Annotated in this window: 10 protein-coding genes; 6 read left to right on the top strand and 4 right to left on the bottom strand. The window is 43.8% G+C overall.

Going from position 1 to position 11,928, the window contains the following annotated elements:
• Positions 1–587: 587 nt before the first annotated feature.
• Positions 588–1,457, bottom strand: a complete 870-nt coding sequence (locus CXF83_RS10380; protein ID WP_101089758.1) for a flagellar protein MotY — start codon at positions 1,455–1,457, stop codon at positions 588–590.
• A gap of 140 nt (positions 1,458–1,597) precedes the next feature.
• Between CXF83_RS10380 and rnt the strand changes: the two genes are divergently transcribed.
• From rnt to yfcE, 3 genes are all read left to right on the top strand, one after another.
• On the top strand, positions 1,598–2,320 hold the full coding sequence (rnt, locus tag CXF83_RS10375; RefSeq protein WP_101089692.1) for a ribonuclease T: 723 nt from the start codon (positions 1,598–1,600) through the stop codon (positions 2,318–2,320).
• A 627-nt stretch (positions 2,321–2,947) separates the two neighbouring features.
• Positions 2,948–4,012, top strand: coding sequence for a Preprotein translocase subunit SecY (locus CXF83_RS10370; RefSeq protein WP_101089691.1), 1,065 nt, complete (start codon positions 2,948–2,950; stop codon positions 4,010–4,012).
• A 372-nt stretch (positions 4,013–4,384) separates the two neighbouring features.
• Positions 4,385–4,936: a phosphodiesterase gene (gene yfcE, locus CXF83_RS10365; protein WP_101089690.1), complete on the top strand. Its 552-nt coding sequence runs from the start codon at positions 4,385–4,387 to the stop codon at positions 4,934–4,936.
• A gap of 168 nt (positions 4,937–5,104) precedes the next feature.
• Here yfcE and CXF83_RS10360 read toward each other — a convergent pair whose 3' ends face one another.
• On the bottom strand, positions 5,105–6,406 hold the full coding sequence (locus tag CXF83_RS10360) for an anaerobic C4-dicarboxylate transporter (RefSeq protein ID WP_101089689.1): 1,302 nt from the start codon (positions 6,404–6,406) through the stop codon (positions 5,105–5,107).
• Between the two features lie 593 nt (positions 6,407–6,999).
• Positions 7,000–7,605 carry a peroxiredoxin gene (locus CXF83_RS10350; RefSeq protein WP_101089687.1) on the bottom strand — a complete coding sequence of 202 codons (606 nt, stop codon included), beginning with the start codon at positions 7,603–7,605 and terminating at the stop codon, positions 7,000–7,002.
• A 317-nt stretch (positions 7,606–7,922) separates the two neighbouring features.
• Here CXF83_RS10350 and CXF83_RS10345 point away from each other — a divergent pair, with 317 nt between their 5' ends.
• The gene (locus tag CXF83_RS10345; protein WP_101089686.1) at positions 7,923–9,242 is read left to right on the top strand and encodes a Na+/H+ antiporter family protein; all 1,320 of its coding nucleotides are present in this window, start codon (positions 7,923–7,925) and stop codon (positions 9,240–9,242) included.
• Positions 9,243–9,342: 100 nt separating this feature from the next.
• Here the strand turns inward: CXF83_RS10345 and upp are convergent, their stop codons facing one another.
• Positions 9,343–9,969 carry a uracil phosphoribosyltransferase gene (upp, locus tag CXF83_RS10340; protein ID WP_101089685.1) on the bottom strand — a complete coding sequence of 209 codons (627 nt, stop codon included), beginning with the start codon at positions 9,967–9,969 and terminating at the stop codon, positions 9,343–9,345.
• 218 nt (positions 9,970–10,187) lie between these two features.
• On the opposite strand from upp, the gene purM reads away from it, so the two are divergent.
• Positions 10,188–11,228: a phosphoribosylformylglycinamidine cyclo-ligase gene (purM, locus tag CXF83_RS10335; RefSeq protein WP_101089684.1), complete on the top strand. Its 1,041-nt coding sequence runs from the start codon at positions 10,188–10,190 to the stop codon at positions 11,226–11,228.
• On the top strand, positions 11,228–11,872 hold the full coding sequence (gene purN, locus CXF83_RS10330; protein ID WP_101089683.1) for a phosphoribosylglycinamide formyltransferase: 645 nt from the start codon (positions 11,228–11,230) through the stop codon (positions 11,870–11,872). The genes purM and purN overlap by 1 nt, the downstream gene beginning before the upstream one ends.
• The last annotated feature ends 56 nt before the right edge of the window (positions 11,873–11,928 follow it).

The raw sequence follows: 11,928 nt of genomic DNA, 5'->3' as shown, positions 1-11,928 counted from the left end.
CAACAGAACAGCCTGACTAGGTAAGCTTTTTTATTAAGTTGGCATAAATAGCCATTTTCAAGATGCACTATACAAACTAATAAAAAACAGCGCAAAAGTTTGTTATCGCCTAAGCTGACCTTATGCCACTCATTATTCATTATCAATCTTGCAACATAGATTAATTATATATTATGTTAAGTTATGCATAAAACGTGATTAAGCACTCAAAAAACAGTGTTTAAGCCTATATAGTTACCATCTAAACAATTTTAATTCATTAGTAAAACTAATGTTTAAGTTCAATTATTCTAGTTTGTCAGTTTACTAATCTCGCTCTATAATTCACCTCGTTTTCAGGAAGTGTCTGCCTAGCAGATTTGAAAACAAAGAACTCTAAACTTTGGTGGTTATCCACGGAAGTTACATCCCTGGTTCTTAGCTTGACTTCCTTCCTTCAATTTGTTGATTGCAAATCAAATATTTTTGCAGCCCGCTTGCTAATGTAAGCGGGCTTTTTTTTATCTTATTTTTACCAAAGCCTAAATCACAAAAAAGCCCTGCAATATATACAGGGCCTATCATTGTAGCTTGGATGAGCGAAGCGCTTAGAGCGGCTTACTTATTCTAATCACTACTCTGCGGTTTCTTGCGCGCTCATTAATAGTCAGGTTTGATGCCACATGTCTGCGCTCACCATGACCTACTGTGTGAATACGACTTTGTGGTATACCACTAGCAACAAACAAATCTTTAACGGAGTCAGCACGCTGCACCGACACCTTTTCATTTACACTGCGTCCACCATAGCTGTCGGTGTAAGCATCGATTAAGACTAGATCAACATTTTGATCATAGGCTAAATACTCTTGTACCTTACTAATTTGTGATTTAGCGTAACGCGTTAACTCGGTGCCGCCTGACTCATAAGTTAATACCGTAAAAGCAATATCTTCAAAAGAGTATGGTAATAGTGTCGATAAGCACGATTTAAATTGCGCGTATTGCCGTCTAAAGTTTACCGCCGACAAACCCACTGCAATTTTATTGGTCTCGTTGTACCAATCAGCATAATAAAACGTGGGCTGCATACCGCTTTCAAGTTCAGCCAACATTGACCATGCAGCATTGCGCGGTACTTCGCCACTAAAGTACTTTTGATAGGTGAGCTCAGTGATCTCTTTTGATACAACTCCAGGTCGCCATGCCGGCGCCATACTCATTAATGTTGCCTGCGTAACTTGATCAGGTTTAACCCACATATCCAGCGTAAAGTTCAGATTATGATCTTTACCGGCAATGCTGGTAAATACCGCTTTACCGTAGGCAGGAATATCGTGCTCAAGACGGCACATTACCGGATTATTGCCGCTCACACGCCACTGCGACTCTTCTAATGAAGCTACATATTGCTTTAAATCAGCACTGGCAAAAAATGGTAAGCATATTAATGTTGCAAAAAGAACGCTAAGCCGCATAAAACTAACCTCTATAATTGAGTCACTACACTCTATCGGCACAATATTATCTTTCTTTAGCGTATAAAATGACCAAACGCACATGACAGTCATTATCAGTTGCCCCATAATAGGCACCTGCTAACTTTTTGGAAAATTTAATGACTGACACTTTCGACCCCAACAAATTGAAAAACCGCTTTAGAGGATATTTTCCAGTGGTTATCGATGTTGAAACAGCCGGGTTCAATTCAAAGACCGACGCGCTATTAGAAATTGCAGTCACTATGTTAAAGATGGATGACGACGGCGTAATCGGATTAGATAAGACGCTGCATTATCACATTGAGCCGTTTGAAGGGTCTAACCTAGAACCCGAAGCGTTAGCATTCAACGGTATTGACCCCACTAACCCGCTTCGCGGCGCCGTGAGTGAGAAAGAAGCTTTTTTAGAAATTTTCAAAGAAGTCAAAAAAGCACAGAAAGCATCTGGATGTCATCGCAGTATTATTGTTGCCCATAATGCCGCTTTCGATCATGGTTTTGTCAGCCAAGCCATCGAGCGTAATGGTCTAAAACGTACGCCTTTCCATCCTTTTGCCACGTTTGACACAGCCGCACTCGCAGGCCTTGCCATCGGCCAAACTGTGCTGGCAAAAGCCTGCGCCATGGCGGGTATTCCGTTTGATAATAGAGAAGCACACTCAGCGTTATATGACACAGAACGCACAGCAGAACTATTCTGTTTAATCGTCAACCGTTGGAAGTCTCTAGGCGGCTGGCCATATATTGCCGATGAAACAGCCTCAGCCTCAGATTCAGAAGCTGAAGTTGAAGTTGAAGTGGAATCAGAAGCTGAGTCCAACTCTAAGCCAGAGTCATAGAGTCTGCTTTCATTGCTACATTAAAAGGCCGCAAATAATGCGGCTTTTTTTATGACTTGGATTTGATGGTGTCGGGGACGCTGTTCACTCATAGCAGCCGATAACCTAGCCTATAGTCACAATATAGTTTGGTCATAAGTGCGGCATAGCCAAATGCTTGTCAAAGAAACAAATTGTAGTTCCCCAGTGCAATTGAGGGCTGAGGATGACACAGTAGGTTTGAAAGCTAAACCTCCCTATTCACATTACGATAAATAGGGTAAAGCTAGAAAATGCTATAGAGACTGTTGAGTCAGTCTCTCTAATTAGGTCAAATTAACAATGCCACTGCAAATAGTTATTTTGCCCATTCAATATAAATGGGCAGCTTAATCAATCGACCTGTTTAACCTGCAAATCATCAATGTAAGACCTCAGGTTTACTTATGAGTGAATGCTTAATAAGCAGCGGCTGAACACCTTTTGAACACTTACACAATTGGCGTGTGAAATTTCAGCAGGAACACTTGGTAGGCTATGTTTTATAAGGGCATAACCGTTTTTATGATATATCCTTACGCACCATTTTTGCCTGACGATCCCGTTGACAGGTTTTGAGCTCACCGCTCACCGATAAAGAAGTCCGTTATGTTTTACACCGAAAATCCAGCCGTTAGATACCCGAAAGGGAATTTTGCCATGTGGAGCGTTTATAGCTTTACAGGGGCATCCATCATCGCCTCAATCGTGTTCTCTATGTTGTTATTTTTATCCATCGATGATGATCCATTTATGCAGGTTATGTTTGGCTCGCTTGCAGTGATTTTTGAGTTGGGTAAATTCTTTGCTTGGTATGAAGTGGGCGAACGTCAAGCTCGACGAAACTATAGTGGGATGATATTGGCCTTGGTCTTCTATGCTGTACTGGCCGTCATCTCGATCGGTGGTTCAGTGGGGGGAATAAACAGTGCCACTAACAAGGCTCAGGAGCATGCTAATGTTCATCAAAGTAAAGTAAACGCTTACAACATGCAGATTGACTCAATAGAGAAGCAGATCGAGCTTAATAACGTAGCGGCTAAGAAATACATTCAGATGGAACTTATTGCAACTGGGGTTATGCGTATTCAAAAAGAGAACGATAAACTTCGGAGCGAGCAGCAGCACTTAGCGATGGAGCGAGACAGCCTGCCGCTGATAAGCCAAGGTTCGGTCATTGGCTTGATCGATAGTCTGGCCAACGCCTTGAATGTATCGACTCAGACAGCTCAATTAAGCTTAGTAATTTTTCTCTCAGTACTCCTCGATTTTTTTGCTGCATTCTTTGTCGGATTAATAGGGGAAGAAAATCGATTCAAATACCAGTTCCGCCACACCAAGCCTATCACCATCGATGCATTCTCTATTCAGGAACTGAAGGCTCCGGACCTTCTCAGTAATTTCGAACCACATCAAGTCAGTTCGATACACTATTCCAGTGAGGTTGAAGATGTCAGTACTTCGCCCATGATGTCAAAAAGCGCTTATGAAATGGCTATTGATGCCTTAACGGCAAATCAGGTCAATTGCAGTAAGCGCGCGGTCAGTAAATACCTCAATATCTCTACAGATGAAGTGGATCAGATATTTAGCCGGTTGTTTAATGAGGGTATTGTGAGTAAAAAACCCAATAACCACTTTCAATGGCATGGTGTGCAGCAGCTAGGTATATAGGCCCTGACGGCTATCAGCACTTCATCGGCGTCGTGAGCGAGTGACCATTACATTTGTTATGACTTGTTCAGTCAAGGGCAATAGAGGTCCCTAATACACCCTATATAGGCTATTAGTGTTCGGATGTCGTTAAGCATTCTTTGCCTCTGGACATGTCTAGCTGAAAAATCGATTAAATTAAGCGAGAACAAATACTCTGAGGCCTTAACCTGTCTAACAGTAATAAGGCGAAGCAACCAAGAGATTAAGGATAAGTGGTTTTACAGGAGAGGCTTATATTCTCGAGGTTGAGGATTGTAGCGGGTTAGCTCATAGCAAAAGGGGGGGAATAGGCGTAATATTTCATTCCTGTTTTTTTATGGTGCATCTCTTATGGAACTCTTTTTTGCCTCCGATCTTCATGGCTGCTTCGATAGCACTCAGAAAATGATCGCCGCATTCGAACAAAGCGACGCCAAACACCTGATATTATTAGGGGATATATTGAACCCCGGCCCCAGAAATACGCTCCCTGCTGGCTATGCGCCGATCGAGGTGGCAAATTTACTGAATGGTTACGGTGATAGAATCATCGCCGTAAGAGGAAACTGCGACAGTGAAGTCGATCAGGTTCTGCTCGATTTCCCCATAATGTCTGACTATAATCTGGTGCTGCTTCCTAATGGGCGTCGTCTGTTTTTGACTCATGGTCATCTTTATAACATTGCTAACCATCCACGCTTGTGTCGTGGTGATATCATCGCTTCTGGTCATACTCATGTTCCCGTTGCTGCACAACATGATGACCTTATCGAGTTTAACCCCGGTTCTGTCACCATGCCTCGCGGCGGTCACGCTGCCAGTTATGGCGTACTGCACAACAACACCCTGTCGGTAATGAGCTTTGACGGTTCGCAGCTTTGTTCTTTAACTTATGATGAATAACGTCTTCAATAGATTGGAAACTGACTGTAAGCCAGATTATCGCTTGAGGCATTCGCATTGATTAATTTTATATGATGAGTAAGTGTATCCATAAAGAATGATTTTTCCAACATCAGCGGCCAGTTTTGAACTGACCCCTTAACCATACTTTCTCACGCTATTCCCTCATTAAAGAATCATCCCGCCGATGATAAACCCCAAGCCCACAGAAGTTGATATGGTGACTAATCCTGGAATAAGGAATGGATGGTTAAAAACCATATTTCCGATACGCGTTGAACCGGTATCATCCATCTGCACCGCGGCTAACAGTGTCGGATACGTAGGTAATACAAACAAGGCACTCACGGCAGCAAATGAGGCGATAGCCGTTATGGGAGCCACGCCAATGGCTAAGGCTGCTGGCATCAGTGCCATTGTCGTCGCCCCTTGTGAATAGAGCAGCATCGAGGCAAAAAACAGGGTAACAGCAAGCATCCACGGATACTGATTAAGCACATCTGCTGAGAGTGCTTTAATGTCGTCAATATGACTAGACACGAAGGTGTCTCCCAGCCAAGCAACACCTAACACACAGATACAGGCGCTCATCCCCGATTTAAAGGTCGCAGCATTAGCAATCTCAGAGGCGTCTATTTTGGTGAATGTCACAATCGCGGTCGCCGCCGAAAGCATAAACACCATGATCGCTTCATTGCGACCCAGAGATGGGTTTGGAATAAGATTGACCGTGTCTGAGATAATGGTGGCATAAACAATGACGCAGACAATGGCCGTGATAAAAATATAGGTGGCGGGTTTGGCCGTCGGGAGAATATCCCTTTGAGTTTGACCCTTTAGTTTAACTAACCCTTTTTGAAGACGTGCCTGATAAACCGGATCATCTTTCAACTCACAGCCTAAAAAATTTGAGACGAAAGCCCCGGCCATACAGGCAATAAAAGTCGTGGGGATACAGATTGCTAGCAGAGTCAGATAACCCACGCCAAGAGGTTCTAAAATCCCGGAAAAAAAGACCACCGCAGCCGATATCGGCGAAGCGGTAATGGCTATCTGTGAGGCGACAACCGAGATCCCAAGTGGCCTCGATGGTCTTATACCTTGCTCTTTAGCCACCTCGGCGATAACCGGTAGTGTTGAAAATGCCGTATGGCCGGTGCCTGCCAACAGAGTCATAAAATAGGTTACGATAGGCGCGTAGAAAGTGATACGTTTAGGGTTCTTGCGCAGGAAGGTCTCTGATAGATCAACTAGCCACTCTAGGCCGCCGGCGACTTGCATCGCAGCAATGGCCGCAATTACCGACATAATGATGAGAATCACATCTACCGGAATGTGTCCCGTGTCGACACCCAAAAATAACGACAGAACCAAGACACCTGCTCCGCCTGCCAAACCAATACCGATGCCACCAATCCGAGCACCAAGATAGATAAACGCGAGGACCACGAACAATTCAACAAAAACCATAAATAACCTTTATATGAAGCGATGGAGCAAACCATCCCAAACTGGATAAGGATGCTTTGAGACGTTCAGGTGAAGCTTATTAGGAGTTTTGGTACTGCTTTTCCCTGCGGAAGAAGATTTTACTATCGTTATTGCTTATGTAGTGATGTTTAATTCACTAATTGTTGAAGCTGTGAGTCCGCTCACGTGAGCGCTGTCTATGGTCGGGGGAAACGCACACTTATGGCAATCATGACGATAGGTATTAAGAAAAGTGATTGCTTATCAGCGTCGAGGAAGCAGTAAGACAGTTAGCTATAAACACCAAAAAGCTCGCAGCGCATGCTCTTCCCGCAATCGGAATCATTGATGTAGGGAACATCATTAACCATGCCATCGCGGCATTCGTGAATCCATTCATATCAGAAAAGCAGTCCTTTTTACCCGACTCTTTACTACAGAATGGGCAAAGCGCCACGACCTTTCTTTTGATCAAAGTAAAAGCACTGCTTAATAGGTTAACGTGCCTAATGCACGAATGTATTAGCAACAAACCGCAGACACAAAAAAGCCGCGTTTAAACGCGGCTTTCATTCAACAACTAAACGCAAATATTATAGCTTATCTGCGTTGTCACTTAGGTAAGAAGCAACACCTTCTGTCGTTGCGTCCATGCCTTTATCGCCTTTTTCCCAACCAGCTGGACAAACATCACCATGCTCTTCGTGGAATTGAAGTGCATCGACCATACGCAGCATTTCATCAACGTTACGACCTAATGGAAGATCGTTAACCACTTGGTGACGAACTTGACCTTCTTTGTCGATTAGGAAAGAACCACGGAATGCAACACCGGCTTCTGGATGCTCAACATCGTATGCTTTACAGATTTCGTGCTTAACATCTGCAACCAAAGTGTACTGAACTTGGCCAATACCACCTTTGTCGATAGGAGTGTTGCGCCATGCGTTATGAGTAAACTGAGAATCGATAGAGACACCGATAACTTCAACGCCACGTTTTTTGAACTCGTCCATACGGTGATCGAAAGCGATCAACTCTGAAGGACATACAAATGTAAAGTCTAGTGGGTAGAAGAATAAGACGGTTGGCTTACCCTTGATTGCTTCAGACAAGTTAAAGGTATCTACAATTTCACCATTACCAAGTACCGCAGCTGCAGTAAAATCAGGAGCCGGACGGCCTACTAATACACTCATTTTATTTCTCCATCTATGGATTGCTAAAAACGCTGGTTCGTTTTAAATCTAAAGGCATTATAGGCAGTGTTTTACGACACACAAGCTATTTGAGATCAATATCACCTTTTTAAATCATTATCGTGTTAACTGCGCAATATGCCGTCAGCATACCCTTATTCACGGTGATGATATTTACACTTTGTGCGCAATTAAGGCTACAGTGATCTAACAACTCACATTGAAATCAATATATAGCACGCTGGTACTGGACATCAGCGCTGTTAACAGGCAAAAATAGCCACAACTTTAAATATAAGAAAAAGATTAACCATATTATGAACGCTGTCGTCATTGCCGTTTGCTTAATGCTGGGCTTAAGCCTTGCACGAGTAAATGTAGTTATCGCTCTTACCATTAGCGCACTCGTTGCAGGCTTAGTGGGCGGGATGGGGTTACAACAAACCGTTGATGCCTTTAATACCGGTCTAGGCGGAGGCGCTCAAATTGCTCTGAGTTATGCACTGCTTGGCGCTTTCGCGGTAGCCTTATCTCATTCTGGGTTAACCACGCTTATCTCTCGAAAAATGATTGGCGCTCTAGGTAAGGAACAATCTAGCCAGAACATCAAAAAAGTCCGTTGGGCGCTGCTATTCGCCATTTTGACGATGGCAATATCATCACAGAATATTTTGCCTATTCATATTGCCTTCATTCCTATTTTGATCCCGCCTTTATTACACTTAATGTCAAAGCTGTCGCTCGATAGACGTTTGGTTGCTTGTGTGCTGACATTTGGCCTAGTAACCACCTATATGATATTACCTGTGGGTTTTGGTGGCATTTTCCTCAACGATATATTGCTAGCCAATCTTAACAATAATGGATTAGAAGCGGTTCGTTCTCAAATCCCACAGGCAATGTTACTCCCGGCGTTAGGCATGATTACCGGTCTATTGATTGCTGTATTTATCACTTACAGAAAACCAAGAGAATATAAAGAGGAGCTCATCCTCATTGCAGAGCCGGAGGAAGGTGTCAATAAGCGTAATATCGCCATCGCGATGATTGCTATTGTCGCCACGCTTGTCACTCAGCTCTATACCGGTTCAATGATTTTTGGTGCACTCATCGGCTTTATTATCTTTAGCTTCTCAGGGGCACTTAAACATGTTGCCGACCAAGATGTATTTAACCAAGGCGTGCGCATGATGGCCAATATCGGCTTTATCATGATCTCTGCCGCAGGTTTTGCTGCAGTGGTTAAAGAAACGGGTGATGTCAGTACTTTAGTAACCTCTCTTAGCGACATTATCGGTGATAATAAAGCACTGGCCGCCTTCTTAATGTTACTGGTGGGACTGTTTATTACCATGGGGATCGGCTCATCTTTCTCAACTATTCCGATTATTGCTACTATCTACGTGCCGTTAGCAATGACTTTTGGTTTCTCTGTTGCCGCAACGATTGCCCTCGTCGGCACAGCGGCAGCGCTTGGTGATGCCGGTTCACCCGCGTCTGATTCAACCTTAGGCCCGACAGCAGGTCTCAATGCTGATGGACAGCACGACCATATTAGAGACAGTGTTATTCCAACATTCATTCACTACAATATTCCGCTGTTAGTGTTTGGTTGGATTGCAGCTATGGTGCTTTAGTCAAAAAACGCCCAACAAAAAGGGAGCCTATTGGCTCCCTTTCTTATTGCTAGTGGCTTTTTATCAACAGCCTAATCAATGCGTTCTTTAAATATAGAGTTTACTTAGTACCAAAAATCTTATCACCCGCATCACCAAGACCAGGCAAAATATAGCCCTGCTCGTTTAAGCAGTCATCAATAGAGGCTGTATACAGTTCAATATCTGGATGGGCTTTTTCAAGTGCTGCAACGCCTTCAGGCGCTGCCACAAGCACAAGGGCTTTGATAGCAGTGCAACCACGGGCTTTAAGCAGATCAATGGTTGAGATCATTGAACCGCCAGTGGCTAGCATTGGGTCAACGACCAACGCGATACGTGAAGGCATATCACTGGCTAGCTTTTCAAAATAAGGCACTGGCTCAAGTGTTGTCTCATCGCGGTACATACCAACAACTGAAATACGTGCACTAGGTACATGCTCTAGTACACCGTCCATCATGCCAAGGCCGGCACGCAAGATTGGCACGACAGTGACCTTCTTGCCTTTTATCTGTTCAACTTCAACAGGACCATTCCAACCTTCGATAGTGACTTTCTCAGTTTCGAAGTCAGCCGTTGCCTCATACGTCAGTAGGCTCCCGACTTCCGCCGCTAGCTCACGAAAGCGCTTAGTGCTCACGTCACCTTTACGCATTAATCCAATTTTATGACGAACCAAAGGATGCTTAACTTCAACGACTTTCATCTTGTTCTCCTAATTTTCTAACGTATTTTTTACGGTAAATTTCAACGATTCTAGTAGATTTGTTCGCATAGGAAAACTTAAAGTTTTAAAAAGACGTTAAATCGTGACCTCTGTCGCGAACTTTATTGAAAAACTAAGCTTTCGAGGCTACTCACAAACTGTTAGAATAGCGCCGCATAAAATCCTATAATGATCTACCCGTACCCGAGAGGATCACCGTGAGCACTCCTACTACCCCACTAAGCTATAAAGATGCAGGCGTTGATATTGATGCCGGAAATGCACTAGTTAACAACATCAAGTCAGCCGTTAAACGTACTCGTCGTCCAGAAGTTATGGGCAACCTAGGTGGTTTTGGTGCACTTTGTGAGTTACCAACTAAGTATAAGCATCCAGTACTGGTTTCTGGTACTGATGGTGTTGGCACTAAGCTGCGCCTTGCTATTGACTATAAAAAGCATGATAACGTCGGCATTGACCTCGTTGCCATGTGCTCAAACGACTTAATCGTTTCAGGTGCTGAGCCGTTATTCTTCCTCGATTATTACGCCACAGGCAAACTCGATGTTGAAGTTGCTACCGCAGTAGTGAAAGGTATTGCTGAAGGCTGCGTACAATCTGGTTGTGCACTCATTGGCGGTGAAACTGCTGAAATGCCAGGTATGTATGAAGGCGACGATTACGACCTAGCTGGTTTCTGCGTCGGTGTTGTTGAAAAAGCTGACATCATTGACGGCACTAAGGTGCAAGATGGTGATGCACTTATCGCTCTCGCTTCAAGCGGTCCTCACTCAAATGGTTTCTCTCTAATCCGCAAGGTATTAGAAGTCAGCAAAGCAGATCCAGAGCAAGAACTTGCTGGAAAGCCGCTAATTGACCATTTGCTAGAACCAACAAAAATTTATGTAAAATCACTGCTAAAGTTGATTGAACAGTCAGACGTTCATGCAATGTCGCACATCACTGGTGGCGGATTCTGGGAAAATATCCCACGCGTTTTACCAGAAGATTGCAAAGCTGTGGTTAAAAGTGACTCTTGGCAGTGGCCTGCTATTTTTGACTGGTTGATGGAAAAAGGCAACATTGCAGAATTTGAAATGTACCGTACATTCAACTGTGGCGTAGGCATGGTTATCGCACTTCCAGCCGATAAAGTAGACTCAGCACTTGAGCTACTGAATGCCGAAGGCGAAAACGCATGGCTGCTCGGTAACATTGCTAAGCGTAACGGTGACGAAGAGCAAGTGGAGATCTTGTAATGTCTGAGAGCTGTCGCGTTTTAGTATTAATTTCTGGGAATGGCAGTAATCTACAGGCCATTATTGATGGTTGTGATGATAACGTACAAGCAGAAGTTGTTGGCGTCATTAGTAATAAACCTGACGCTTTTGGATTGATACGTGCTCACCAGAATGAAATTGATACCAGCTGCGTCATCGCTCATGAAGGCGAAACCAGACCTGAATATGACGAAAGACTTTTTAGTGCGATAGCAAAGTATCAACCAGACTTAGTTGTCTTGGCTGGCTTTATGCGCATATTGAGTGATGATTTTGTCATGCGCTTTGAAGGGAAGATGATTAATATCCACCCTTCTCTCTTGCCCAAATATACCGGCTTGAATACGCATCAACGCGCCATTGACGCAAAAGATACTGAACATGGCGCGAGTGTGCATTTTGTGACACCAGAGCTAGATTCAGGTCCGGTTATTTTGCAAGCCAATGTCCCTGTTTATGAAGATGATTCTGTTGAGGTCCTGGCAGGTCGTGTCCACGAACAAGAACATGCTATCTATCCACTCGTTGTAAAATGGTTTAGCCAGAACCGATTGCAGATGGTTAATGGTATAGCACAGCTTGATGGTCAAGCACTTGCTGTAAACGGTTACGCTGTTGACTAAGCGGCATTAAAACCAGTATTGCATTACAAAGGGCACCTTTCTGTGCCCTTTTTTAC

The sequence above is a fragment of the Shewanella sp. Choline-02u-19 genome (assembly GCF_002836205.1).
Taxonomy (GTDB): domain Bacteria; phylum Pseudomonadota; class Gammaproteobacteria; order Enterobacterales; family Shewanellaceae; genus Shewanella.
The sequence above is the reverse complement of the archived record's forward strand: the minus strand, read 5'-3'. Positions and strand labels throughout refer to the sequence as shown.

Coding starts and splice junctions, on each gene's coding strand:
- CXF83_RS10380 (WP_101089758.1), bottom strand. CDS start 1,457: ATGCGGCTTAGCGTTCTTTTTGCAACATTAATATGCTTACCATTTTTT.
- rnt (WP_101089692.1), top strand. CDS start 1,598: ATGACTGACACTTTCGACCCCAACAAATTGAAAAACCGCTTTAGAGGA.
- CXF83_RS10370 (WP_101089691.1), top strand. CDS start 2,948: ATGTTTTACACCGAAAATCCAGCCGTTAGATACCCGAAAGGGAATTTT.
- yfcE (WP_101089690.1), top strand. CDS start 4,385: ATGGAACTCTTTTTTGCCTCCGATCTTCATGGCTGCTTCGATAGCACT.
- CXF83_RS10360 (WP_101089689.1), bottom strand. CDS start 6,406: ATGGTTTTTGTTGAATTGTTCGTGGTCCTCGCGTTTATCTATCTTGGT.
- CXF83_RS10350 (WP_101089687.1), bottom strand. CDS start 7,605: ATGAGTGTATTAGTAGGCCGTCCGGCTCCTGATTTTACTGCAGCTGCG.
- CXF83_RS10345 (WP_101089686.1), top strand. CDS start 7,923: ATGAACGCTGTCGTCATTGCCGTTTGCTTAATGCTGGGCTTAAGCCTT.
- upp (WP_101089685.1), bottom strand. CDS start 9,969: ATGAAAGTCGTTGAAGTTAAGCATCCTTTGGTTCGTCATAAAATTGGA.
- purN (WP_101089683.1), top strand. CDS start 11,228: ATGTCTGAGAGCTGTCGCGTTTTAGTATTAATTTCTGGGAATGGCAGT.